Here is a 25014-nt window from a genome sequence, read left to right as displayed (position 1 = left end):
CTGCCTCCTTTTCTTATTCTACTTCTACCCATTTCGAATCATTGTCGCCGCTCTTCATAACTGCATGAACGAATTTAACGCCCGATACACCAGTTTCAACATCCGGGAAGTCCAGATCGTCCGCTGTAAGCGGTTCACCATTTTTACGTTTGATCAGATAATTGATAATATTTTTATAAATATTAGCTTCCGCAACGTAGTATCCTTCCGGATGTCCGAACGGGAGACGGAAATGACGTTTTTCTTCATCTGAGAAATAACTACCTCCACGTGTCAAAACCTGTGTTGCCTCTCCATATTTATGGAAGATAACCTCATCCGGGCGAATCTGCTGCCACTCTAAGCCCCCCTTTGTTCCATATACACGGAATACCATTTCATTAGATTTACCACATGCCACCTGGCAGAACCAATAGGAACCATGGACACCATTCTCATATTCCACCAGAATATTGTCATTGAAATCCAATTTTTTTCCAAAACGGTCAACCGTAGCTGCTACTTTTTTAATTTTCAGTCCTGTAACATAATGAACCAGATGTTCAATGTGGGTACCGTCATCCGCACAGGTGTTGGAAATGCCGGAAAGTTTCGGATCCGAACGCCAGATCTTACTGTTAATCTGGGAATCTTCATGAAGCACATTTAAGAAACAGCCCGCCGTGTACTCTGCATTGATAGAAACGATATCTCCCAGTTCGCCTCTCGCTACCATTTCTTTCATTACCTTTACCATCGGATAACCCGAATAGCAGTAGTTCACTGCAAAAAGAAGGTCTTTCTCTTTTGCCAATGCAGCCAGTTCCTCTGCTTCTGCCACTTCAAAGCACAGCGGTTTTTCGCACATAACGCCGATTCCATGCTCCAGAAAGCACTTTGCAATTTCATAATGCACAAAATTCGGCGTACAAATTGCCACAAAATCAATTTTACCGGCCTCTGCCTCTGCCATTTTTTTGTAATCGAAATAGATTCGCGATTTGTCCACGTTATAATAATCCGCGCATTCTACGTTCAGCTCATCAATCGCTGAAAAACATCCGCACACCAGCTCTGCTCTCGGATCAAACGCCAGTCCCTTACGATGCACTTCACCAATCAGTGCTTTCAGATCGCCACCTACCATTCCATACTGAACCTGTTTCATGTTCTCATCCTCTCTTTCTTTCATTTATATTTTCAGAGCATTAAGATCAGCTCTTTTTCATCGGTTTTTTCCTGCCGGATCCCCATGCCGGTGCTCCGTGCTTCTCTTCTCCCGCATATTCAAATCCACAAATTTTCATTGCCTGCTCAACCGCTGCAAATGTATTTTTCTCTGGGAAAAATTCAAGACACGCAGTTCCCTGAAAACCTCTTTCCCTCAGTTCATTCATCAGATAACTATAATTAATCTCCCCGGTTCCCGGTTCATGGCGGTCCGGTGCATCTGCAATATGTACATACGGTACAATATCCAGATTCCGAATTACATTTTCAAGTAAATCTCCATGCATCAGCTGCATATGGAAGAAGTCGCACAGCAGACGGATCTTCGGGGAATTTACGGTTCTTACAATCTCTGCTCCCTGGCTTGTATCCGTAATGGCCATTCCGCCATCCGCTCCATGGTTATGGAGCGGCTCCAGCAGAAGTGTAATGCCTTCTTTTTTGAGAATCGGTGCCAGCAGTCCCAGTGTTTCCTTGATATTGGCAACTTCCTCCTGCCAGCTGTATATATTTCTCAAATCTGAGCTTTTCCCATTTTCAAAATGATTGGAGAATGCAATCAGGGAATCACACTCCAGATAATGAGCCGTTTCGATGGAACGTTTTACCCACTCAATATACTCGCTGCGTTTCCTTCCGTCGCAAAGAGAATAATCCTGCTGACCACTGAAAGCAGTCACCTTTACTCCCTGATCTTCGCATAGTTCACGAATCCGCTTCACATCACGGTCTGCCCAGCTCCAGAACTCAATTCCGGAAATCCCTGCTTTACGAATCAGCGGAATTTTCTCATAAATATCCTTTCCCGGAAAAAGCGGTTCTATATTTGCTGCATATGTAATCATATTTCTCTCCTTTCCATCCGCTGCTTTTACTCTCCAAACACAGCCTGATAATCTTTCTGAAATTTGATAATTCCTGCATCTGTCAGCGGATGTGCCAGCATCTGCTTCAGCACACCATACGGTACAGTTGCAATGTCCGCGCCTGCCAGCGCGCATTCTGTCACATGAATCGGGTTACGGATGCTTGCCGCAATGATTCTGGTGCGTATTTCCGGATAATTTTTAAACATTTCTGCAATCGTCCGGATCAGTTCCGTTCCGTGCTCCGAAATATCATCCAAGCGTCCTAAGAACGGAGATACATAAGTTGCCCCCGCTTTTGCCGCCAGAAGCGCCTGATTCGCAGTAAACACAAGCGTCACGTTCGTCTTGATGCCTTCTGCCGCTAACGTCTTCACCGCTTTTAATCCCTCTCCTGTCATCGGAATTTTTACGACCATATTCGGATGAATCGCTGCTATCGCCCGGCCTTCTTTAACCATTTCTGCTGCCTGCGTTGTGGTTGCTTTTACTTCACCACTGATCGGACCATCTACAATCGAAACAATCTCACGAATTACTTCATTAAAATCTCGTCCTTCTTTTGCTATCAGGGACGGATTAGTCGTAACCCCACAGATAATTCCCTTGTCATTTGCTTCCCGTATCTCCTCTACTTTTGCTGTATCGATAAATAAATCCATGTCCCATCTCTCCGTTTCTTCTTCCATTTTCCTACAGTTCCGCTGCTTCCTGTCTGGTCGAACCAAGGCGCCAGCGTCCTTCTGCCAGCTCGCTTTCTACATAAGCATATTCTTTATCCAGATGATAGAAGAAAAGCAATACTGCAATCCCTCCCCAGGCAATAAACGGAACCATCAGATACAGATTCTGAATTGCCGCCACTGCCGACTCCGGCACGCTTGCCGCCAGCCCATCAAATCCTGCATGTGACATTACAAATCCACAAACCGCATTTGTCAGGCCACCACCCAGCTTATAACCAACTGCTGATGCACAATAGCAAAGTCCTTCATTCCGGATACCTGTATACCAGTGTCCGTATTCAACCGTATCTGCCAGAAGTCCATAAATCAGTGCGCCTACAGTTCCTCCGCCTAATCCCCGTACAATCAGTCCAACCGTCAGGGTCGTCAGATTGTACGGCTGTGCTGCCATAATCGCCGCACCGGCTAAAAATAATACACTTCCTGCTATTGAACAGTTTCTCTTTCCCAACTTCTTTACGAATGGAGCCACTAAAACAACCGATAAAATAAGTGGAATCTTTTCTGCCAGTGTCAAAAGTGTTACCCTCTCATTATTTCCCAGCGCGTACTGTGCATAATAGGAAACCATCATTCCATTCAGCGAGAAATACATTCCCCAGAGAATGAATACTCCTGCAATAATCAGCCAATAACGGTTTTTAAATAACGCTCCGATGCTCTTTCCAACCGGCACCGCCGTATCTGCTACCGCTGTCGGATCCTCGGATACCTGTTCCTTACAGTTCAGAAAGCAGATGAATAAAAGAATCATTGAAATAATTGCATATCCAATGGAAATCATAATCCATGCTCTCTGATCGCCCCCCAGACGATTTGCCATCGGAAGTGTAAAGGCCGTTACAACAACTGCACCTATCGGTGCGATACACATACGGTACATATTCAGAACGGTACGTTCATTCTGGCTGGTTGTCATCAGCACGGCCATTGCACCATATGGTAAGTTCAAAGCTGTATAAACGATCGTTACAGCAAAATTATATGTAATAAATACATATATAGCCTGTGCCATCGCGCTTGCATGCGCCGGAACCATAAACATCAGCACCGCTGCAGCGCCAAACGGAATAATCATCCGCAGCACCCAGACTCTTGCTTTTCCATATTTTGATTTCGTCCTGTCTACAATTACTCCCATAATTGCATCGCTGAATCCATCAAACATTCTGGAAAGCAAAAGAATCGTTCCAACAACCGCCGCTGACATTCCCACAATGTTGGTATAAAAATAGGACGCCATATTCGCAGTTGCTGCAAATAATATGTTGCACGCCAGATCTCCGAATGAATACGACAATCGGGTTTTAAATGATAATTTTTTCTCCTCCAATTTTAAATCTCCTTCCCCGTTTCCAGATTTTCCCCAAAATCTGTATCTCTTTCATTTTTCCATCCCCATTTTCAATAATAGTAAAATAGTCTCTTGATTTTGATAGAATAGTCCCCGATAGAACTCTTATGAATCTGGCCTATCATTTTTACCTTTTCGGTATTTCGTCCTTCATTTTTTCCAGTCACAAGCAATTCCATTGTCATTCTACACAAAAACAACCAATTTATATTGTATTTTCAAGGACCATATTGACATTTTGTCTATATTCAGCTTATACTGATTCACAAACCATTTTTTATTTCTGGCATTATTTTACCCTAAGCAGGTTGCATGCTGCAATCTCAATTCTCTCATGTTTTGGTAATATAATTTCATCTTCCATGAGAAAGCAAGAATTATCCCATTCAACACCTGATGAAAGGAGATTTTGAATTATGATCAATCAGGAAGTAATTGTAAATCAGCAGCTTCAGGAACGTATTCACTATGATAATCCGGACTTTCCGCTTGCCCGTTTTATCGACGAAATGGATTATTTTGTAGATGGGGAATTTCTCTGTCACTGGCACCCAGAATTTGAATTAGCAATTATTTTAAAAGGCGGGATTGAATATCAGGTAGATCAGCAGGTTTTCCGCCTGCATCAGGGAGAGGGAATCTTTATTACTTCACGGGCCCTTCATTCTGCCCGACAATTAATTCCAGGATCCATCATTTTCAATATCGAATTTCCTGCTTCGCTCTTTCATACGATTGGTACCTCATTTCTGTACCAGAACTATTTCAACCCATCTTCCCTGAAAAAAATGGGCAACTGGAAAATCCTCCCTGAAAATGAAGAAGGAAGTGAAATTCTTGAACGCCTTATGCACATCCACCGCTCCGATCCAGATAAATACGCCTATGAGCTTCTGTGCATGGAAGACATTTTACACATATGGCGTAATCTTCTGGTTCTATTGCATCGGTCCTTCCCGGTTCCTACTGACAATGATGAATTCATACGCGAACACCGCATGAGAAAAATGGTGAGCTATATCCAATCGCACTTTGAACAGCCCCTTACCATTGACGATATCGCCGGTGCCGCCAGTATCAGCCGCAGCGAATGTTTCCGATGCTTTTCCGGTTTCTGTCAGGTTTCGCCCATTGAGTACCTGAACCGCTACCGCCTTCAGAATGCAGCCCAGAAACTCTCTGGCAGTACTGCCAGTATCTCCGACATTTCTTTTCAATGTGGATTTAGCAGTATCAGCTATTTTGGCAAAGCATTCCGTAAAATGTACGGCTTATCTCCCTCTGAATATCGTCAGAAGAAGAAAAATGCCGTCTCAACCTCATTGAACGCATGAAGCTTTTCCCTTTCATCGCAGATATTTGCGGAACTTGCAACGATTTGTTGATTTTTTGGCATGATTCGACGAATTTTTTTATTTGGCAGACACTCTGTTCCGTGCTACAATCTTAGTTATAAATTGGGATTTGGAGGAATGCTTATGGCACGTGATATGACAAAAGGAAATATAACCGGACACCTGATTGCCTACGCGGTTCCGCTTGTTTTTGGAAATTTATTTCAACAGCTCTACCACACGGTCGATTCGGTGGTTGTCGGACAATTTTACGGAAAAGAAGCATTGGCGGCAGTCGGTGCGGCAGGTCCGATCATGAATATCCTGACTTTTCTGATTGTGGGACTGTCACTCGGCGCATCGATTTTAATGGCAAGCTACTTTGGTGCAAAAGATTACCAGGATTTGAAGGATGAATTTGCGACCTCTGTACTCTCCGGACTGCTTTTAACCATCGTACTCTCCGGAATCTCACTGGCGGGAAGCCGCCTGTTTATCCGCCTGACGCAGACGCCGGAAGAAATCTCAGCACAGGCGTCCTTGTATTTGCAGATTATCTCGCTGGGTCTTATTTTTACCTTTTTTTACAATATTTTCTCCGCCGCCCTGCGCGCGATCGGAGATTCCAGAGCGCCGCTCTATGTCCTGATCCTGACGACCGTTGTCAATGTATTTCTGGATGTATTCCTGGTTGGCATCTGCCACCTCGGTGTTCCCGGTGCGGCAATCGCTACGATCATCTCGCAAGCGGTCTCTGCGCTCGCCCTCTTCGTCTATATCTGGGCGAAAGTGCCCCTCTTACGCCTCGGCATCCGGGATCTGAAACTGAAAACCTCGATGCTCAAAAAAACGATCGATTTCAGCTCCATTTCCGCCGTCCAGCAGACGATTCTCTACGTCGGCCGCCTGCTCGTCCAGTCCGGCGTCAATGCGCTCGGTGTCGATGCAGTTGCCGCTTTTAATGCCGTCTCCATCATCGACAGCTACGTGCTCGCCCCGGGCGACAGCCTCGCGGCATCTATCACGACGTTCTCCGCACAGAACCTCGGTGCAAAAGAGTATGACCGGATTCCAAAAGGGCTTCGGAAAATGCTGGTGATCGCAGAAATTTATATTATCTTGACAGCGGTGGTCGTACTGTTCTGCCGTCACCCGCTGCTCGGCATTTTCTTGAAGCCGAATGAAACGGAGGCGCTGCGTCAAGGCATGTCCTATCTGGTGCCGATGGCTAGTTTTTACTTCATCAGTGGTATCACCAATACCTTTCAGGGATATTACCGGGGAATCGGGCACCTGATGATCACCCTGTTCGCGACTCTGGTGCAGATTCCGATCCGCGTTGTGATCAGTTATGCGCTGTTTGGACGGCTGGGAATTCAGGCTGTAGCGATTGGTACGACGATTGGATGGGCTTGTATGGTGGTATTTGAGCTTTTGATGTATCGGAGGTATGGACGGGTGGAAGCGCTGCGGAAGAACGATCGGTAATATAGAGTGCTCTACCCGGTAGTACAGGAAAGAGCCTGCAGCATACCGGCGTAGCTGGCTCTTTCCTTCCTTGGATAACTTTAAATTACCCTTACGCAAGAAAACGATCAGAAGCACATTCCCCTGATCGTTTTCTTTATTATATATAATTTTCTATCTTTTACTATTTTTTATTCAAAATCTTCCTTAATCACATCCCAAGCCGCATCAATACTGAAATGCTCGCGGATATAAACCTGCGTTTTCTCTGCCAGGTCTTCCAGGCGTTTTTCGTCTTTGTAGAGCTCTACGACTGTCTCGGCAAATTCGTCCGGCTGATCCCTGACGAGGAGAACTTTTTCTACATCCGGGATTCCCTCGCTGCCGACGGAGGTGGTGACGATGGGGGCACCGTTATAGATGGCTTCTACCACCTTGCCCTTAACACCTGCGCCGTAGCGGAGCGGTACCACTACAATCCGGCAGTTCCGGTACAGGTCTGCCAGTTCTTCTTCACTTACAAAGCCTTTGACGATGATGCCATTTCCAGGCTGTTCCAATGCTTTGATCTCGTCGGTCACTTTGGAACCGACGATGTAGAAGTTGACCTTGATCTGTTCCCGGATCTTCGGGAATACTTCTTTCGCGAACCAGAGCACCGCGTCCGCGTTCGGCGGATGCGCAAAGCCGCCGACAAACAGAAGTCCTTCCCGTTTGGCGAAGTCTTTGTTCAGATTCTGTAAAAACTCCTCATAGACATATGCCGTGATCGCCTTGACCGGAATCGTCTCATCAACGGCGTGGATCGCCTCTTCTTCGACGTAGGACGGATAATAAGACACCGCCACTTTGTGGAAGAGTGAAAACTCGATCGATTTCCAATATTCGGATTCCTGACGCTTCTTCACATCGCCGGTCAGCTCATACTCGCGGAACTCACGCATAAAATGAAGGTCGTGACCGTAATAAATCATCTTGATATCCGTGTGTTCTTTGATAAAATCCACATATTTTGTCGCGATATGCGGACGGTTCAGATATGCCACTTGGATATCTTTTCCATTTTTCACCAGCCAGTCCCAGATACCGGTCAGGTATTCCTGTCCGTAGAGGACCTCGATTCCCATCTGCTGCAGCGTAGACGTATACGGTTCCTCATGGAGGTAATTATCTCCGATAAATTTAACAACATACCCCTTTTTCAGGAACATTTTCAGGTACTGGAACGTTGTCTTGGAACCAGCGTCTTTGTCAAAGGTCGGCACATAGTGATCGATCACGACAATGATCTTTTTGCCCATGCTGCGCTCGCGTGCGCGGAATGGATTCGGATTGCCGTTGTTGACGCACTGGTTCTTAAACTCTTCTTTCCATTTTTCTTTGAGCTTCTCGCTGTTTTCCACCTGATACCGTTTCAGACCGGTTCCGTTGACATCCGTTCCGTTGGAAATGCCTTCGAAATGGATGACCTTGGATTTTGGCTGGTAAACGACGCGGTAGCCCGCTTTCCGCACCTCAAATGCCAGATCCGAATCTTCGCAGTACGCCGGGGCAAACCGCTCGTCGAAACCGCCGATCTGCTTCCAGAGTGCGGTGGATAAAAGGATCGCTGCGCCGGAAATATAGTCTACATCCTTGACGTAGTTATATTCTGCCTTATCCGGATCGTCGAGGCGGCCGTAATTCCAGCCGGAACCATCGCTCCAGATGATGCCGCCTGCCTCCTGTAAACGTCCATCCGGATATACCAGCTTAGACCCTACCATACCGATGGTGGAGTCAGATTCAATAAGATTTACCAGGGAGCTTAGCCAGCCTTCTGTTACCTGGGTATCGTTGTTTAAAAACATCACGTATTTGCCGCGCGCCGCCTTGGCCGCCTGGTTGCAGTTGCGCAAGAATCCCTGATTGGTCTGATTGCGGCAGATCACCAGGTTATCGGCAAACTCCGCCAGATGCTCGGTGGCATCGGTTGAAACGTCATCTGCGATGATAACCTCATAACTCACATCCTTCGTATGCTCCAGAATCGACTGCAGGCACAGATAGGTATAGTGAATCTGGTTGTATACCGGAATTACGATGGAAACCGTCGGATTTTCTTCCTTCGGAAGGTGGATTTTTCCGTAGGTCAGATACTCCTCACCGATCTCAAAATCACCTTTGATAAGGTTCTTTCCTTCCTCGGTGGTGTACATCTTCATCATTTTACCCGGATGAAGAATCGTCCGTTTCCAGTAGCCGAGCTTCTTGCGGCGTACCGTGCCCTTTGGATAGCACCGGTTAAATGCCTGTCCGAGCTTGCGGCGCACCTTGAAAATGACCGCCTCATGACCATTTAAGTAGGTCAGCGTCTTGCCAAGCTCTGCATTTTCATGGCGCAGATCAGAAATGATAACGTCCAGATTCGCCACGTGGTTATTCGTCAGGCGCTGTACCTCCTGCACTTTGCGGAGTGCCGTATCTTTTTCCGAATTTTCTGCCCGGAGCGCATCCAGACGTTCGTTTGCCCTTGCAAGTTCTCCGTCCACATGGGAAAGATCGGCTAATGTCTTCGTCTTTACCATGTAATCTTCCTGGTAGGTGCGCTGGTTTTCCCCGTGCACGTACTCCTGGAAGCCGCGTTCCATCGCCTCGTAAAGCAAAAGCAGCTTCTCATCCGCCTTCACATACTCCGGGAACTGTCCGATAAATTCCCGCTCGGCCTGACCGCCCAACAGACTCTTATAACGGCGGTAGAAATAAACCAGTGTCCTGTATTTCACAAAACCAGCCGGAACCGGGAATAAGAAGACCCACTCATAGTCGATCGCGTAGGTTCCGTCCGCCGTCACCAGCATATTTTCAAAAAGGGCATCAATGTTGGAGGCGCTGTAGCTCTCGTCCGCAAGAACTGCCCCTAAAGAAGCCCATCCGCCGCCATTTTCTGTCTCTTTATCCCGATAGGAATCCAGCTCGCCCAGCGCATTAAATACCTTGATAAATTCCGGTGTCACCGCAAATGGTTTGCGTTCCTCCGGGCGGATGTTGTAGATCTCATCCATCGCAGCCCGGATCGCGGAAACCTCCGCATCCGCGCCCTGGGCAGTCAGAATTTCTCCCAGAAGTTCCGCCCGCGTTTTTCCCTCTAAATACGGAAAGACCGCTGTCATTCCCTCGTCCTGAAGCTCCGGTTTTGCCAGTTTCAGGGACGGATTCTGACGGTCAAGCACCTGATATTTTTCTTCGAAGGACTGGATGTGCGCCTTTCCCTCCGGATAGAGCGCCGTCTTCCAGACCTCGCGGGTTCCATTCTTTTCACGGATCTCTGTCCGGATCTGGAAGCAGTCTTCGCGGGTGCGGTTGTATTTCACATAGATAACGTCCTGTGAAGCATTCTCAGCTTCCGGCGCAGCCTGTCTCTGCCAAAAAACTAGAAATGCATTCGCAAATTCCGGAAACCGTCCGTCCTCGCAAGCTGCATCGAGCGCCGCCCCCATATCCATCAGCATATACTGCGGACAGTCATAGACCGGTAACACACCGGTCAGATCGCCTTTTTTCGGCAGATAGGCATCTGAAAAAATCTCTCCCGCCGTCCGGTAATCCGGCATCGGATAGTAAAATTCCCCGCCCGGAAGCAGCTGCTTCATTTCGTTCCAGGAAAGTGCGCCCGTCTCCCGCTCTGCGCCTGCCATGTATTTCACGCCAAACCAGTTGGAAGCCGCCGCAATCAAGGTTCCATGAGCAGAAAGAAGCTGTTTTGCGGCTGTCATCTGCGCCGCGCGTCCAGCCCTGTCTGCCGCCGTCAAATTCCCGATCAGCACTACATATCCATATGTCCCGCCGCGCTTTTCCGCTTCCCTCGCATACGTCTCCACATCCGCACAGACATAGCGGATCTTCGCCGCCAGCTCCGGCTCTGTCTTGAAACGACGGCGTACTACCTCCAGATTTTCTTCGGAAACATCCAGCACCGTTACCGATGATAAACGTCTGGCAAGCAGCCCTGTCAGCGCACCCGCGTCCGCCCCGATCTGCAGCGCCTGCTGTTCCGGGTCAAATTGACACCAGTCCAGCAGGTTTTCCCGCAGATCTGCCAGTGCGTACAGATAGGAAAGCTTCTTATTTTCCCGCAGCGCCCGGCGCCGGTCACTGCCGTATTTATCAAACAGAGCGATCAGCTCCTGATTGATTTTTTTCATCTTAATCTCCTTTTATCATGCCTGCAGATCTTCCTGTGCCGCCTCGTCCGCACTAAGCGACTCCGCCTGCTTTGCCGCCTCTCCGGCTGGCGATAACCTGATTGCTACATCCGGCTCCATGTCGTAGACACCGACCGTGTTCTTATTAGAAATAACGGTAATATTGGCCACATCGTAGAGACGGTGGTACACCACATGCTCGCCGCCCTCAAATCCGGTACAGCTCATGGACAGCAGGTATTCGCCGCCCTGCAGGGTCATCTTCTGCGTAAACGCGACATCGTAAATATCGCCCTCCTTGACCGGATGGACATCCGTTCCCTCAAACAGGGTGTTCGTGCCGGTCAGATCAGTTCCCTTCTTATCCTTGATCGTATAAGTAAAGATCGGTGCCTGAATCGGTGCATTGAAACGGATGCGCTCGCGGATGGTAAACTCTTCGCCTTTTAAGAGCAGGTTAGTGATATTGCCGCGCGCGTCCACCAGTCCCAGATCGAAGATCTGCGCCCTGCCGTCGCCGTACTCCTCGCGGTTTGCGTTGATCGTCAGCTTGTCGCGCATCAACCCCGGCTTTTTCGCCGTTTCTCCGTTCAAACCAGCCGGATTTCCGGTGCCGTCCGATGCTGAACCAACTCCATTTTCTGCGGTGCCATCCACTGCCCCGGAGCCGTTTATATTTCCGGCATCGTTATTTCCAGCCTCATTTCCAGATGCACCATTCTCCGCACTTCCGGCTCCTGCTTTCTCCGCTTTTACTACCTTGTCCCCGGAAAAATCGTTCATCACTTCCAGCTCGGCGCGCAGCGCGTCCATCTGTCCTGCCAGAATCTTTTTGTAGAGATCGACCATCTTGCCCGCCGAACCCTGTGCGATAAATTCTCCCTTATTGAGCAGCACTACCTTATCGCAGTATTTGATGATACTTCCCATATCATGGGTTACCATGATGATCGTCGTGCCGTTTTTGCGGATCTCCTCCATGCGGCGGTAGCACTTGGACTGGAAAAAGACATCCCCGACCGAGAGCGCCTCATCAACGATCAGGATCTCCGGCTCGACGTTGATCGCAAGCGCAAATGCCAGACGCACGAACATACCGCTCGAGTACGTCTTGACCGGCTGATAGACGAAATCGCCAATCTCGGCAAAATCGAGAATCTCCGGCAGCTTTGCATCCATCTCTTTTTTGGTATATCCCATCATCGTACCGTTCATATAGATATTTTCGATACCGGTGTAGTCCTGGTTAAATCCGGCTCCCAGCTCCAGCAGCGCCGAAATTTTGCCGCGCACCGTCACCTCGCCGGTCGTCGGCGTGAGAACGCCGGTAATGATCTTAAGGATCGTCGATTTACCCGAACCATTCGTACCGATGATGCCGACCGTCTGACCTTTTTCAACCGTAAAGGAAAGATCGCTCAACGCGTAGAAATCCTTGTGGTATTCTTTATGGCTGACGCTCAGCGATTCTTTCAGCCGGTCGATCGGTTTATCATACAGCCTGTATATCTTGGTCACATTTTTCACTTCGACCGCGTACTTCTCTGCGTTCTCCGCCTCTTGTGCCCCTGTGTTTGTTGTATTTTCAGCAGACATATATCTTTTTCGTTCCTCCTGTTCCACTATTCTCGTAGTATAGCATGTTTTCTATGTTTCTTGCAATTCCTGTACGCAGAAAAACACACCTCTTTCTATGTACTCACGAAAAACATTCGTATTTTTTTGTGAAATGTTTTGTATTTTCTTGACAATATTCAGATGCTATGCAAAAATCATGGCAAAGGAGGATGATTCTATGGATTTTTTAACAATGACAATTCGAAAACAAAAAAATATTGCACTCATCGCACACGACAATAAAAAACGCGAACTCATTGACTGGTGCGAGGCGAACAAAGAGATCCTCAAAAAACATTTCTTATGCGGAACCGGCACCACCGCCCGCATGATTACGGAATATACCGGACTTCCAGTCAAGGGCTATAACAGCGGTCCTCTGGGCGGCGACCAGCAGATCGGTGCAAAAGTCGTCGAGGGACAGATTGATTTTATCATCTTCTTCTCCGATCCCCTGACCGCCCAGCCGCACGATCCGGATGTCAAGGCGCTTCTTCGAATCGCCCAGGTTTACGATATCCCGATCGCCAACAATAAAGCGACTGCCGATTTTATGATTACCTCGCCACTGATGGATGAGGAGTATGAGCATGACATCATCAACTTCCACCAGAATATTAAAGAGCGGGCCAAGACGCTGTAAAAAACACATTCTCCCTTGTATTTATCCTCATTCTTCGGTACAATGGTCGTTACCGTTTATGAGAATACATACAAGGGAGATTTTTTATGTTACAGAAATTTTTTAAATATATTTTCCAAAGCATGGCGGGCATGCTGGGAATTTCCGTCTACATCCTCGCAGACACCTATTTTATCTCGGTCTACTCCGGTGCAGATGGTCTGGCGGTCTTAAATCTGATTTTACCGGTTTACGGACTGATCTATGCGATTGGCGCCATGATCGGGATCGGATCGGCGACCCGTTATGCGATCGACCGTGCGCAGGGCAAAAGCGCCAGCTTCTATTTTCTCTCCGCCGTAACCTGGGATATTCTCATCAGCATTCCGCTGGTGCTGGCAGGCATCTTCATCCCGGATAAAATCTTGCAGCTTCTCGGCGCAGACGCGGGGCTGACCGCGCTCGGAAAGCAGTATCTCCGCATTATTCTGACTGCCTCGCCGTTTTTTATGTCCAACTACGCGTTCACGGCGTTTGCGCGCAATGACAGCGCTCCGGCGATCGCGATGCTCGGCTCCATCGCCGGAAGTATGTTCAACATCGTGTTTGACTACATCTTCATGTTTCCGGCAGGTCTGGGACTGACCGGCGCGGCGTTAGCGACGGCATTCTGCCCGCTTGTGACGATGAGCATCTGCGGCACGCACTACCTGGGAAAACACAATCAGGTCGGATTCCGTTTTCGCGCTCCATCCCTGCGCCACCTGATCGCCTGCTGCCAGCTCGGCGTATCCGCCTTTGTCGGCGAAATATCCTCCGCCGTGATCGCGATCGTCTTTAATTTCCTGCTTCTGGGACTCGCCGGAAATGTCGGTGTCGCCGCTTACGGCGTCACTGCCAATCTCTCCGTCGTTGCCATGTGCCTATTCAACGGACTCGCGCAGGGCACGCAGCCGCTCATCAGCGAAAGCTACGGAAAAGGCGATCACACGCAGAGCCGCCAGTTCCTGACCTGGGGCGTCATCGCCTGCCTGATCGTGGAAGCGCTCATTCTGGTGCTGACCTGGAGCATGACCGATCCACTGATCCAGATCTTCAACCAGGAGCAGAACGCCGAACTTCTGCATTACGCCCACAGCGGGCTCCGGCTGTATTTCCTGGGCTTTCTCTTTGCTGGCATCAACATCCTGCTGGTTGCCTATTTTTCCGCCGTCGCGCAGCCAAAACCAGCCATCGCCGGTTCTCTGCTGCGCGGGGCCATCGCTATCATCCCCTGCGCTGTCACACTGGCGCGCCTGTTTGGGCTGAACGGCGTCTGGCTGTCTTTCCTGGCGTCGGAAATGATCACTTTCTTCGCTATTTTGCTGCTGGCAAGGCTGGGACATACTTCCAAAGAATCACATAATTTTAAAAAAATTTAATTTTTTCTCAAAAAATATTTGACACTTTACATCATCGTAGTATATTGATGAAAAATCGAACACACCAAAACCGTTGAAGCGGAGATCAAAGCAGCATATGCGCGCACAGAGAGTCCGGGAGGCTGAGAACCGGGTCGAGATGCAGGCTGCCCAATGGACCGCTGATGGCGCAGCCAAAAACTGGATATATTTTCAGCCTAGTACTCTGCGACGTAGGGCTTATGTTAGTTGCCGGAGATATGCAGGTATCTCGCAAAGCGCATGGAATCACTCCATGAATCAAGGTGGCACCGGCGTCCGGAGTGAGAGCACGACCGATATCGGCGCGATGGTAAATCTGATAAAAGAAGAAAGCGATATCCCGTGTGCCGTATGTGGCAGAATACGTGAAATCCATGAAAAACGCGATTCGGTAAAAAAAGAAAACCGTCTGTAAAAGAACCTTTCATTCTTTCTCAGACGGTTTTCTTTTTCTGGCTTCAGAAGCCTTGTTCTGTCGTAAATGCTTTAGGTTGGTGGTAACTCATCCAATTCTGCCGGATGGTTATAAGCTTGCGAGCAGATTATCCATTACATTTCGCACAGAAACTCTTTTTCTACTTCTGCCTCAGACTCGGTATAACCTAACTGTGCAGCTAAACGATGTACCAGTACCGGCATTGCTTCCTGCTCTAAGGACTCGGAAACTACATGCTTTTCTGCTGGTGTGTTGTAATATGCCTGATATAAATTCTCCTGATATAAACCGTTATTGAATGTTCTTGTTGCTTTCATCATGATAATTACCTCCATCAAATAAAATTATATTTTTTCATATGATAGGCGGAAATCCATTGCAATATTCTTATGATACTATTACGATATCCGTCTGTGAAAATCTCTTGTTTCTTTCGATGGCAATAATATAACACTGTCAAACAAAAAGTACCATCCCCGGAAGTGGTATAAACTTATAAGTCATTTGCAATTATATAAATATAAGTTAATATATGTAATAAGTACCAATTTTGACACCCTGACTATGTACAAAAGTTACAAAAACATCCATACTTGAAATATAAACAAAAACGTCCGGCGGCGATTTGCGGATTTGTGCATCCCGCCTAAAAAAGAATGTACCTTGGCTCATTCGGGCGTCTCGCGCGGTCGCCTGCGAACGGTTCTGGCAGGGCTACGCGGATGGGTGCTGCCTACACAATGCGTGAACGGTGGCTTAACGGGATTCGCGGATTACCTCCTCAATATTTTTGTACGGAACCCGCGTAAAAAGCCCCCGCAGCTCTTCCGCCAAATCCAGTGCCATCGCGATTTTTGTGAGTGACAAAAGGGAAATCTGCCCCGTCGCCTCAAATCGCTTAATTGAGCCATAACTCACCCCACTCATGTCCGCCAGTCTCTGCTGTGAAATAGCGCGGCGTTTCCGGATGTTACGCAGCCGTGATGCCAGTTTCTGATCCAGTTCATCTGCAGTTTCCCAGATAAGTGCTTCCATATTGCTCTCCTGCCTCTCTAAAGATAATGACCTAACATGTCCTGCACACATGTACGAATCTGTTTTATCATTTCCATGCATCTCGTTTTTTTCATTCCGGCTGCAAGCCCAACTGCAAGCAGCTCCTTCTCACCCGGATTTCGTCCATTGCCATCTACGCTGGTCGTATGTTCCCCATAATATGTGTTGCTGTACGTCAGATCATACGCTGGTCCCAGGCGCCATTGCTCTTCCTCCTCCCGATATATATAAGTAAAATTCTTTGAATGATCATCCCGGTTGTGGGCAAACACATTAAAACACATACGGCGGAACATGTTTTCTATATCTTCTGCCTTCCCGTTCGTCAATATTTTCGTTAATTTCATCAATTGATGGTAATCCAGACTTGGCTGTTCAAAATCCAGTTCTAATAACGCCGCTGCCGTCAGCATATGAACCCGCTTTACCATCCCATTTTCTATTTCCCGATCAAATCGTCTGGTTCCAAAATATCCTTTGCATCGCCTTGAGGGAAACAATCTCGATTCACTCATGACAATTCCGCACTGTTTTGCACAGCACGCATAGTCATACTCCATCTTCCCTGCATCTTTTCCATCTATATGTGCCGGAAATTTAATCAGCCAGTCCTCTCCCTGAATCTGCGTCATGATTTTCGGGCGCGCACCTCCGCTTGTACCGCCCAGCCGGTACAGTTCATCCAGTTTGTCCGAGTATTCGGTATTTAATATTTTCTGGCAGGCCTCCGCAAGTTCGTCCAGATTATCATTTTTCTCCTCAACCGAAAGTTCCCGCTGCGGACGATAGGTCAACGCCCCCATCCCAGATCTTCCCACAACCGCCAGCCGGTCTAACACTGTCCAATCGTCTGGCTGCTGCTTATGCGCCAGCAAAAGACGCCGCAAAAGCAGGCGCCCCCACGCATCTGGCAAGCTATCCGCAAACACCCCAAACAAACCTTCAAAATAATCCTTATTTGGAATAAACACCTGCTTTTTCAAAGGCAGTGAAAACGGACTGATCGAAAATCCCTCTTCCAGCCATGCATCATCATACTCAAATGCCACCTTGTGATTCGCTGTTAATGCAAGAGTTCCTACCAGTCTGTCTTCATACATAACCTGAAGTTTCTTTCCTGTCTCCATCCGCCCCATCCTTTCTCCTTTATTATCCCATAAACACAAACTTTGGGGAAATTCTATTTTAATTTTTTTCATTTAAATCATGGATAATATATTATCTATTAATGCTATATTTTATTTGTTTTGTATAATATATTATCCATTTATTTTAATCTATCCACCCCTGATTTTCAAGTCTTCTACCTTCGCTTTTCAAAATTTCCCTCTTTACATCCTCTTCCATTTTTTTATAATAACCCTCGCGCAACAAAATATGGAATCAAGAGGCATAAAAAAAGAATCACCCGAACTAGCACTTTACGAGTGATTCTTTTTATTTAGTTTTAAAAAAACTTTGCAGCCCCCTTCCGCCCGGACATCCGGCACCTTACCCGTCCTTCTCCGGCACCTCATCTCGCCAGACAACCGGCTCCACATCCTCAAACAGCTCCTGGTTGCGCTCGACCGTCAGATAGACAAAATCATCCGGCTGGTATTCATCCAGAAGCGCCTCCGTGTATGTGTCAAAGGTCGCAAACACCGTTTTCCGGTACAGCTTCGGCATAAAATATTTAAGGTTCTGGCTAAAGGAATCGCCTACCACCAGAAGTGTTTTATCATTCGGCGAATCCGACTCAAATACTGCAAAGCTGTTGTCCTCGTTCATATCCACCGTCGTAGCCGTCACCTCCGGCAGATAATTCTGAATCACATATTCGGTATCGTCGCTGTACTCTGCTGCCATATTAAGCATCCGCGCCAGGTCTCCGGACGCCGGTCCTGCCGCCTCAATCGAGACTGCACTGAGCGGTGTCGAGGTTCCAAGCAAAGTCTGTGCAATCTGCTGGCTTCCGATAAAAGAGCCGATCTGGTTCCAGTGCGTATCATATTTGTAATAAAGCTGATACGTGTCCGCCTCTTTCAGAAGCTCCGGCTTCATGTCATACACCGGAAGTCCCTGCGCCGCAAGCTCCGGGAGCGCCGCATCCAGACGCGACTCACTTCCGTATACCCGAACCGAATCCGGCATATATTCCGCATAGACACTTTCCTTGTTGGGTGCCTCAAACATCACAAACCGGATGCCGCGCTCTTTCATTTTCTCGTTTACCGAGGTAATCGCGTCCGCCAGCGCTGTTTTCTCATCCGCCGTATAGAGATTTGTCCGCTGATAATCCGCCAGCGCATCCTCGCCGTCCTCCGAAACGGTGTAAAACAGCCAGTTTTCTTTTCCGACCGTCACATCCGAAATCGAGCTTTCATTTAAAAGCTCCAGATCCAGCTTTGTCTTCGCCTTGACAAACAGATTTTTAAACGGAACATGGTCGTTGTAATACGCTTCAAATTCCGTCGGAATATTGTCAAAATTGGCAGCCGACAGTTCCGGAAAGGATGCCAATTCCCTGTTTTCATAATTCTGCTGGTCCAGATGGCTCCTGACCGCCGGATAGACAAGCGTCGGCAGCACCAGGCTCGCCACAAAGGAACCAATCAGAAGTATTTTTGTCCCTGTCTCTCGATTCATATCTCTCGTTTTCTTCTCCCTGCATGAATCCATCTTTCTGTACTTTCACGCCCTGCCGCCCATGCTTTCATTTTTATGTTCTCATCGCACAGACAAACATACTTTCTACAGCGCTTTTAAAAACGGAAATAAATAAATGGATTGTATGTATTGTTGACAAGCAGCAAAATGGAAAACCACAGGATCGCCATGTAGCCGATCCAGCTTGCGACCGTCACCGATCCATCCTGCGCCAGCACGCGCCCTTTCCATTTCATCCAGAACCACTGCACCGGACCGCATGCCAGCAGCGCCGCCGCCAGAAACATCCAGAGTTTCCGGTTCATGTACCGTTCCATCAAAACGACTGCGCTGTGCGGCACAAACATATACCGGATAAAGGAAAATGCCTGCCCGATCGTGTCCGCGCGGAAGAAAATCCAGCCGATCAGCACGACAAACACCGCATAGATATGCGCCAACGGCCGGAATTTCTCCTGCTTCAGCCATTTTCCCAGGAAACAGCGCTCCAGAACGTTGAAAAAGCCATGGTAAATGCCCCAGAAAATGAACGTCCAGCCCGCCCCGTGCCAGATGCCGGTCAGCAGAAAGACCGTCCAAAGGTTGATATACGTCCGCACCGTGCCCCTCCTGTTTCCGCCGAGCGGAATGTACACGTACTCTTTAAACCAGCTGGAGAGGGAAATATGCCATTTCCGCCAGAAATCCTGGATCGAAGTCGCCGTGTACGGCAGCCGGAAGTTTTCAATAAATGTAAACCCAAACATTTTTCCAAGCCCAATCGCCATGTCCGAATAACCGGAAAAATCGAAATAAATCTGCAGCATATAGAGAAGCGCCGTCAGCCAGAGCATCGCCTGACTCACATCCGCTGCCTGATACGCGTAGACCGCGTCCACCACTTCGGCAAAGGTATTTGCCAGGATGACCTTCTTTCCCAAACCGAAAATAAAGCGTTTCACGCCGTAAGAAAAGCCCTCCAGCGTGACGGTCCGGTTTTCGATCTGCTCCTCGATGTCATGGTATTTCACGATCGGTCCCGCTATGAGCTGCGGGAAGAAGGAAATATAAAGCATCATGTTGAGCGGATTTTTCTGCGCCTGATTTTCGCCCCGGTACACATCCACCACGTAGGAAAGCGCCTGGAAGGTATAGAAGGAAATTCCGATCGGCAGCGTCACCTGAATCGCCGGAAGCGCTATATCAAACCCGCGAAGCAGCGGATTCAGCACCTCGGCGAGGAAATTGTAATATTTAAAATAGCCGAGGATCAGAAGATTGAGCGTCACGCAGAGCGCCAAAAGCCATCTCTTTTTCCCGAATTTCTCCACTAGACGCCCGAAACCGTAGTTGAGCAGAACCGAAAAAATCATGAGCACCACATACCGCGGTTCGCCCCAGGCATAGAAAAAGAGGCTGAATACGGTCAGGATGCCGTTTTTGAACGGTTTGGGACTCACGTAGTAGAGGAGCAGGATGCAGGGGAGAAGAACCCATAGGAAGATGATTGAGCTGAAAACCATTTTATGTAAACTCCTATTGATAAGTTGTCGCAGAAGGGAGCTGCCGGAGGCGGCACTGGTAGCTTCTCAGATTATCATTGTTCGCATCTCGATAATCCAATAGCCGTCAACACCATCTACAGCAGCTCCCTTCCCATCTACAGTACGTCTGAGAAATGGGGACGAAGTTTTTTGAATACCTTCAGTCCTATTATCATCAAAATAAATGTTACCACCCAAAAATAAATCGTCATCGTCGGCCGCTCGAAGAACCAGCTTCCCGTAAGCATGCTGTCGCGGTAGCCTGCGGCGATGTAGTAGAATGGGTTAAGCTTGAATACCCACTCCAGCCAGGATGCGCGGCTGGTGAAGATTGCCTCGTCGTACATGATCGGGGTCAGCCACATGCCGAACTGGAGGCAGATGCCGACGATCTGCGCCATATCTTTAAAGAATACCTGCACGGCGCTGGTAAAATAGGTAAGCGCCAGTCCAAGCATCGACGCCGCAAAGGAATAGTATAACACCTGAATCCAGGTTGCAGACGGCATACGCCCGTCAATCAGGTACAGCCCCGCCATAATGATCAGGAAGCAGGCATGTACCAGGAAACAGGAGATAAGCTTGATAACCGGAAGCATCTCCACCTGGAATACTACCTTTTTAACCAGATAATGGTACTCCTGCAGGCAATTTGTACCCGTATTTAAAATCTCGCTGAAATAAAACCACGGGATGATACCCGGCGTCAGCCAGATGACATAAGTCGCCCCCGGAACCGGCGGCGCATTTTTCATGCCATGTTCACCGAAGATGAACGCATAGATCGCGATCGTAACCATCGGCTGGATAAACATCCAGACAATTCCAAAATACGAGCCGACAAAGCGCTTGCGGAAATCCGCCTTGGCAAGCTCGGTGACCAATTTTCTTTTTCCTATCAGTTCCCGAAACAGGGAAATCAGTTCCCGCATTCTATCCTAACTCCATTCTTAAAATTTGAATGCATCCCGGAAGCCGCCCCATTTCTGGTCTTTCTCCGAAATAATCAACTCCATGCCTTCCTCGATCGGCCACTCAACGCCAATCTCCGGATCGTTCCATGCCATACCGCCCTCATCGCCAGGATGATAAAAATCGGTACATTTGTATGCAAATTCTGCCTCATCGGACAGTACCAGGAAGCCGTGTGCAAATCCTTCCGGAATGTAGAACTGCTTCTTGTTCTCCGCGGAAAGAACCACGCCAAACCATTTTCCGTAGGTCTCAGAACCGGTACGAAGGTCTACCGCCACATCAAATACGGTACCGCGCACTGCACGCACCAGCTTGCCCTGCGGATACTGTTTCTGGTAATGAAGTCCGCGCAGAACGCCCTTGACAGACATGGACTGGTTGTCCTGTACAAATACCATGTCGAGTCCCGCCTCATGGAAATCGTTCTGATTGTATGTCTCCATAAAATAACCGCGCTCGTCCTTGAAAACAGTCGGTTCAATTACATAAAGTCCCTTGATGTCACATGGTGTTACTTTAATCTTTCCCATTTTTCTATCTCCTTCTTATGCAGATATTTCAATTCATTTTTCAATACGTAACTGGCATCATCCTTTTCGGCTGTGCCATCCTTAACTATATCATTCGTTTTTCTGGCTGACAACCTTTTTTACAGATGTTTGTGCCTCTTTCCCCCGTTCATTTTCATCCAGCGCAATCTTCTGCGCCAGATCCTTGATCTTCGTCTCCAGCTGCGACTGTTTGATCGACATATGGAACATTTTCACAATCAGGAGGAAAATAACCGCCAGATAGATAAAATTGGCAGTCGTGTACGTTCCCGCCAGCTCCGCCAAAAGATCCGGCAGCCCCGGAAAGATACTGAACACAATGAGAATGGACGAGAATCCCAGCCAGAAAATCGAATCCTCGATCTGGAGTTTTGACTGCCGGATCTTCCGCATAATCATAAAGGTTGTCAGGATCGACACGACGATCAGGACAACTCTGAGTGTTGGCGTCATGGCGCTACCTCCTCTTTCTGAAATTCTGGATTAACAGAATCGAAATCAGCATTTTAAGCATATACCGCATCGCATTGACCGGTGTCAGGTAACTGACTCCCAGAATCCGTTCATCCATGATGACCGGCACCTCCGCCACCCGCGCGCCCTGGCGGATCAGGTAGGAAACGGTGTCCGGCTCCGGACCGTAGTTAAGCCCCGATGCAAATTCGCGGATCATGCGCTTGCTGAACATCCTCATTCCCGAGGTCGGATCCTTGATATTGACACCAGTTGTGAAGCGGATCGCCATCTCGATCAGATTACTTCCAAGCATCCGCATCGTAAATGGCTTTTTCTCCCCGACAAACCGGGAACCGATGACGATATCGTAACCTTCTTCCATTTTCTTGATCATGGATTCCAGATACTCCGGACGGTGCTGTCCGTCTCCATCGAGCTGGACCGCATATTGATATCCGTACTTGTCGGCATATTTAAGTCCCGCCTGAAATGCCCCCGCCAGTCCCAGATTGACCGGAAGGTTCAACAGATTATATCCATTTCTCTGGCAGATCGCCGCCGTCTCATCGCGCGATCCGTCATTGACGACCACATAATCATACTGCGGAAAATTGGCAGTCAGATGGTTCACAACCCGCTCTATATTTTCGGCTTCGTTGTACGCCGGTATGACTATCAAAAGTTCGGCTTTTTCCGCCCCAGAAGCTTCTTCTGTGGACAATAACGCCTTATCTTCCATCGCCCGCTTCTCCTTCCCAGTATGCCGGATTCATCGTCAGGCTTCGAATCAGCCCCTCCGGCAGCTTTTTATAATGTTTTCCCAGCCAGTACCCGGCATATTTACTTCCGCTCGCCATCACAAGCTGCGGCAGAAGAAGCACATGACCATTTTCCACCAGCCATTTCGCTGTTTTCTTTACCAGACGGATTCCCTCGCCCTCCGAATGAAGTCGCCCAAACACCTCGGGGTGATCCGCCTGCGATACGCCGAGGTCGAAATTCCGGTGCAGCTGCTGCATCGCCGTATAATTGTGGGAATGGATGACCTGCGCGTCCGCCGCGTAGGCAATCTGATACCCGGCTTCCACCGCGTGTCCGGCAAAAATCATATCCTCGTTGAAAATGGTTTTCTTCGTAAATCCGCCAAGCTTCAGGTAAATATCCCGCCGGTATGCCGCGCAGACATTGGAACAGAAATACGTCTTGATTCCCAGCTCGTCCTCGTCCTCTTTCCCTTTCAGACGGCTCACCGCCGGATAATTAAAGTCCCTCGTATACCGTTCAATCACACCGCAGTCCGCCGCCGGAAGCTGTCTCGCATATGCTGCCGCCACACGTTCCGAAGCATCCAGCGCCTCCAGAAGCTCTTTCACCAGATTCCGGTCATACGGCACGCAGTCGTGCGTCATGCAGATGCAGACATCCGCATCTGATTTCAAAATTCCCTCATGGCGCGTCCTTCCATGGTCAAATTCCGACTGGCGGATATGGCACACGGTCAGCTTCGTATCTTCCCCCTCAAATAAGGACTCAAACCGCTCAGCATCCCAGTACTTTTCTTCCGTATTCATGATGATCACACGGTCCACCGGCACACTCTGTTCCAACAGCCGCCGCAGAAGTTTTTCCAGCTTATCCCCCGGTTTGAACGTAGGTATAATCACATCGGCTTTTCTCATTTTTCGTACTCCTTATAGGCTTTTCTGTAAAAATGCATCAGAATCTTTACCATCCAGTCCGGCCACATTTTCCGGAACATCGCCATCTCATCCGCCGGGCGCCGGTTGTCCTCGATGCAGGCTTTCGTCGTCGCCGCCGCATGGACGCGGTAGGCAATCAGCGGTTTTTCCGAACAGATAAAACGCCCTTTTTTGCCCGCCAGCTCGTAAAGGTTGTCCCAGTCCAGCGCAAAATCATACTCCGAATGGAACATATCGTCCCCAATCTGTTCTTTATTGTACGTGCAGGACGGACAGCAGATCGAATTGCCAAACCAGACACTGCTCCGCTTGATCCAGGTGCGGTCCGCCAGAAAATGGAAACGCAGCGGCAGGCGCAGTATCTTTTTTACCAGCCAGACCATGTTAAATGACTCCGGAATGGCTTTCATTTCCCCCTCTTTCTCCGTCATGCGGATCGTGAGATAATCGCTCGCAAACAGCAGCAGATCCGGATATTTCTTCCATGCTTTTAAAAGCTTTTCGGCATAATCGCTGCGGTATCGGTCGTCCTGATGCGCGATCGTGACGAAACGCCCCTGCGCTTTTCCATAGGCAAACATCCAGTCCTCACGGATATTGCTCGCCCCGTCCCGCACATAGAGCGGCACCTGATACCGCGCTGTCAGCTCCCGGATATAGCTGCTCGGCGTCGAGGTACAGCAGATCACCTCCGATTTGACCGTCTGGCTCGTCACCGAACGCAGACATTCTTCCAGATACGGCGAATCCTTGTATGCACAGACCGCAAATGTATGAATAATTTTCTGCTGCATCTCGTTTCCCTTTCTCTCTCGCTCTTTCATGCC

At 48.5% G+C, this 25014-nt stretch carries 22 protein-coding genes; 5 read left to right on the top strand and 17 right to left on the bottom strand.

Annotated elements, in window-relative coordinates; genetic code table 11:
* Window positions 1-13: 13 nt before the first annotated feature.
* From DXB70_RS02055 to DXB70_RS02040, 4 genes are read right to left on the bottom strand one after another with little or no spacing between them, the layout of a single operon-like run.
* Window positions 14-1147 (bottom strand): Gfo/Idh/MocA family oxidoreductase, encoded by a 1134-nt coding sequence (locus tag DXB70_RS02055; protein WP_118522173.1) that lies wholly within the window; start codon window positions 1145-1147, stop codon window positions 14-16.
* Between the two features lie 46 nt (window positions 1148-1193).
* The gene (locus tag DXB70_RS02050; RefSeq protein ID WP_118522174.1) at window positions 1194-2054 is read right to left on the bottom strand and encodes a sugar phosphate isomerase/epimerase family protein; all 861 of its coding nucleotides are present in this window, start codon (window positions 2052-2054) and stop codon (window positions 1194-1196) included.
* 26 nt (window positions 2055-2080) lie between these two features.
* Window positions 2081-2737 (bottom strand): fructose-6-phosphate aldolase, encoded by a 657-nt coding sequence (fsa, locus tag DXB70_RS02045; RefSeq protein WP_118672607.1) that lies wholly within the window; start codon window positions 2735-2737, stop codon window positions 2081-2083.
* 31 nt (window positions 2738-2768) lie between these two features.
* The gene (locus DXB70_RS02040) at window positions 2769-4154 is read right to left on the bottom strand and encodes a glycoside-pentoside-hexuronide (GPH):cation symporter (protein ID WP_118522175.1); all 1386 of its coding nucleotides are present in this window, start codon (window positions 4152-4154) and stop codon (window positions 2769-2771) included.
* 437 nt (window positions 4155-4591) lie between these two features.
* Between DXB70_RS02040 and DXB70_RS02035 the strand changes: the two genes are divergently transcribed.
* Complete coding sequence (locus DXB70_RS02035; protein WP_118637838.1) at window positions 4592-5509, top strand: AraC family transcriptional regulator; 918 nt, start codon at window positions 4592-4594, stop codon at window positions 5507-5509.
* A gap of 144 nt (window positions 5510-5653) precedes the next feature.
* A complete protein-coding gene (locus tag DXB70_RS02030; protein WP_118672559.1) occupies window positions 5654-6997 on the top strand; it encodes an MATE family efflux transporter in 1344 nt (447 codons plus the stop codon).
* A 170-nt stretch (window positions 6998-7167) separates the two neighbouring features.
* Here DXB70_RS02030 and DXB70_RS02025 read toward each other — a convergent pair whose 3' ends face one another.
* The gene (locus DXB70_RS02025; protein ID WP_118672558.1) at window positions 7168-11160 is read right to left on the bottom strand and encodes a glycosyltransferase; all 3993 of its coding nucleotides are present in this window, start codon (window positions 11158-11160) and stop codon (window positions 7168-7170) included.
* A 15-nt stretch (window positions 11161-11175) separates the two neighbouring features.
* The gene (locus DXB70_RS02020) at window positions 11176-12756 is read right to left on the bottom strand and encodes an ABC transporter ATP-binding protein (protein WP_118672557.1); all 1581 of its coding nucleotides are present in this window, start codon (window positions 12754-12756) and stop codon (window positions 11176-11178) included.
* 199 nt (window positions 12757-12955) lie between these two features.
* Between DXB70_RS02020 and DXB70_RS02015 the strand changes: the two genes are divergently transcribed.
* The 3 genes from DXB70_RS02015 to DXB70_RS14085 all read left to right on the top strand — a co-directional run bounded on the left by DXB70_RS02015 (window position 12956) and on the right by DXB70_RS14085 (window position 15256).
* On the top strand, window positions 12956-13420 hold the full coding sequence (locus DXB70_RS02015; RefSeq protein WP_118672556.1) for a methylglyoxal synthase: 465 nt from the start codon (window positions 12956-12958) through the stop codon (window positions 13418-13420).
* Between the two features lie 86 nt (window positions 13421-13506).
* The gene (locus DXB70_RS02010) at window positions 13507-14820 is read left to right on the top strand and encodes an MATE family efflux transporter (RefSeq protein ID WP_118672555.1); all 1314 of its coding nucleotides are present in this window, start codon (window positions 13507-13509) and stop codon (window positions 14818-14820) included.
* Between the two features lie 274 nt (window positions 14821-15094).
* Complete coding sequence (locus DXB70_RS14085) at window positions 15095-15256, top strand: hypothetical protein (RefSeq protein WP_182448401.1); 162 nt, start codon at window positions 15095-15097, stop codon at window positions 15254-15256.
* Between the two features lie 134 nt (window positions 15257-15390).
* Here DXB70_RS14085 and DXB70_RS01995 read toward each other — a convergent pair whose 3' ends face one another.
* From DXB70_RS01995 to DXB70_RS01945, 11 genes are all read right to left on the bottom strand, one after another.
* Window positions 15391-15597 carry a hypothetical protein gene (locus DXB70_RS01995; RefSeq protein WP_107000704.1) on the bottom strand — a complete coding sequence of 69 codons (207 nt, stop codon included), beginning with the start codon at window positions 15595-15597 and terminating at the stop codon, window positions 15391-15393.
* A 436-nt stretch (window positions 15598-16033) separates the two neighbouring features.
* The gene (locus DXB70_RS01990) at window positions 16034-16312 is read right to left on the bottom strand and encodes a helix-turn-helix transcriptional regulator (RefSeq protein WP_107000705.1); all 279 of its coding nucleotides are present in this window, start codon (window positions 16310-16312) and stop codon (window positions 16034-16036) included.
* A 17-nt stretch (window positions 16313-16329) separates the two neighbouring features.
* Window positions 16330-17460 (bottom strand): type II toxin-antitoxin system HipA family toxin, encoded by a 1131-nt coding sequence (locus DXB70_RS01985; RefSeq protein ID WP_107000706.1) that lies wholly within the window; start codon window positions 17458-17460, stop codon window positions 16330-16332.
* A 364-nt stretch (window positions 17461-17824) separates the two neighbouring features.
* Complete coding sequence (locus DXB70_RS01980; RefSeq protein WP_182448400.1) at window positions 17825-18961, bottom strand: hypothetical protein; 1137 nt, start codon at window positions 18959-18961, stop codon at window positions 17825-17827.
* Between the two features lie 116 nt (window positions 18962-19077).
* The gene (locus tag DXB70_RS01975) at window positions 19078-20484 is read right to left on the bottom strand and encodes an MBOAT family O-acyltransferase (protein ID WP_118672553.1); all 1407 of its coding nucleotides are present in this window, start codon (window positions 20482-20484) and stop codon (window positions 19078-19080) included.
* Between the two features lie 137 nt (window positions 20485-20621).
* A complete protein-coding gene (locus DXB70_RS01970; RefSeq protein WP_022360049.1) occupies window positions 20622-21437 on the bottom strand; it encodes an ABC transporter permease in 816 nt (271 codons plus the stop codon).
* 18 nt (window positions 21438-21455) lie between these two features.
* Complete coding sequence (gene rfbC / locus DXB70_RS01965) at window positions 21456-22010, bottom strand: dTDP-4-dehydrorhamnose 3,5-epimerase (RefSeq protein ID WP_022360048.1); 555 nt, start codon at window positions 22008-22010, stop codon at window positions 21456-21458.
* Between the two features lie 90 nt (window positions 22011-22100).
* On the bottom strand, window positions 22101-22484 hold the full coding sequence (locus tag DXB70_RS01960; protein ID WP_022360047.1) for a DUF2304 domain-containing protein: 384 nt from the start codon (window positions 22482-22484) through the stop codon (window positions 22101-22103).
* A gap of 4 nt (window positions 22485-22488) precedes the next feature.
* A complete protein-coding gene (locus DXB70_RS01955) occupies window positions 22489-23226 on the bottom strand; it encodes a glycosyltransferase family 2 protein (protein ID WP_107000710.1) in 738 nt (245 codons plus the stop codon).
* A complete protein-coding gene (locus DXB70_RS01950; protein WP_118672552.1) occupies window positions 23216-24166 on the bottom strand; it encodes a glycosyltransferase in 951 nt (316 codons plus the stop codon). Before DXB70_RS01950 ends, DXB70_RS01955 begins: the two co-directional genes overlap by 11 nt.
* Complete coding sequence (locus DXB70_RS01945) at window positions 24163-25011, bottom strand: glycosyltransferase family A protein (protein ID WP_118538699.1); 849 nt, start codon at window positions 25009-25011, stop codon at window positions 24163-24165. The genes DXB70_RS01950 and DXB70_RS01945 overlap by 4 nt, the downstream gene beginning before the upstream one ends.
* Between the last annotated feature and the right edge of the window lie 3 nt (window positions 25012-25014).

This window comes from Clostridium sp. OM05-5BH, from assembly GCF_003481505.1.
Taxonomy (GTDB): domain Bacteria; phylum Bacillota; class Clostridia; order Lachnospirales; family Lachnospiraceae; genus Otoolea; species Otoolea fessa.
Note: the sequence above shows the minus strand (reverse complement) of the source record. Positions and strands in the feature narration are given on the sequence as shown.

Coding starts and splice junctions, on each gene's coding strand:
- DXB70_RS02055 (WP_118522173.1), bottom strand. CDS start 1,147: ATGAAACAGGTTCAGTATGGAATGGTAGGTGGCGATCTGAAAGCACTG.
- DXB70_RS02050 (WP_118522174.1), bottom strand. CDS start 2,054: ATGATTACATATGCAGCAAATATAGAACCGCTTTTTCCGGGAAAGGAT.
- fsa (WP_118672607.1), bottom strand. CDS start 2,737: ATGGATTTATTTATCGATACAGCAAAAGTAGAGGAGATACGGGAAGCA.
- DXB70_RS02035 (WP_118637838.1), top strand. CDS start 4,592: ATGATCAATCAGGAAGTAATTGTAAATCAGCAGCTTCAGGAACGTATT.
- DXB70_RS02030 (WP_118672559.1), top strand. CDS start 5,654: ATGGCACGTGATATGACAAAAGGAAATATAACCGGACACCTGATTGCC.
- DXB70_RS02025 (WP_118672558.1), bottom strand. CDS start 11,160: ATGAAAAAAATCAATCAGGAGCTGATCGCTCTGTTTGATAAATACGGC.
- DXB70_RS02020 (WP_118672557.1), bottom strand. CDS start 12,756: ATGTCTGCTGAAAATACAACAAACACAGGGGCACAAGAGGCGGAGAAC.
- DXB70_RS02015 (WP_118672556.1), top strand. CDS start 12,956: ATGGATTTTTTAACAATGACAATTCGAAAACAAAAAAATATTGCACTC.
- DXB70_RS02010 (WP_118672555.1), top strand. CDS start 13,507: ATGTTACAGAAATTTTTTAAATATATTTTCCAAAGCATGGCGGGCATG.
- DXB70_RS14085 (WP_182448401.1), top strand. CDS start 15,095: ATGAATCAAGGTGGCACCGGCGTCCGGAGTGAGAGCACGACCGATATC.
- DXB70_RS01995 (WP_107000704.1), bottom strand. CDS start 15,597: ATGATGAAAGCAACAAGAACATTCAATAACGGTTTATATCAGGAGAAT.
- DXB70_RS01990 (WP_107000705.1), bottom strand. CDS start 16,312: ATGGAAGCACTTATCTGGGAAACTGCAGATGAACTGGATCAGAAACTG.
- DXB70_RS01985 (WP_107000706.1), bottom strand. CDS start 17,460: ATGGAGACAGGAAAGAAACTTCAGGTTATGTATGAAGACAGACTGGTA.
- DXB70_RS01980 (WP_182448400.1), bottom strand. CDS start 18,961: ATGAATCGAGAGACAGGGACAAAAATACTTCTGATTGGTTCCTTTGTG.
- DXB70_RS01975 (WP_118672553.1), bottom strand. CDS start 20,484: ATGGTTTTCAGCTCAATCATCTTCCTATGGGTTCTTCTCCCCTGCATC.
- DXB70_RS01970 (WP_022360049.1), bottom strand. CDS start 21,437: ATGCGGGAACTGATTTCCCTGTTTCGGGAACTGATAGGAAAAAGAAAA.
- rfbC (WP_022360048.1), bottom strand. CDS start 22,010: ATGGGAAAGATTAAAGTAACACCATGTGACATCAAGGGACTTTATGTA.
- DXB70_RS01960 (WP_022360047.1), bottom strand. CDS start 22,484: ATGACGCCAACACTCAGAGTTGTCCTGATCGTCGTGTCGATCCTGACA.
- DXB70_RS01955 (WP_107000710.1), bottom strand. CDS start 23,226: ATGGAAGATAAGGCGTTATTGTCCACAGAAGAAGCTTCTGGGGCGGAA.
- DXB70_RS01950 (WP_118672552.1), bottom strand. CDS start 24,166: ATGAGAAAAGCCGATGTGATTATACCTACGTTCAAACCGGGGGATAAG.
- DXB70_RS01945 (WP_118538699.1), bottom strand. CDS start 25,011: ATGAAAGAGCGAGAGAGAAAGGGAAACGAGATGCAGCAGAAAATTATT.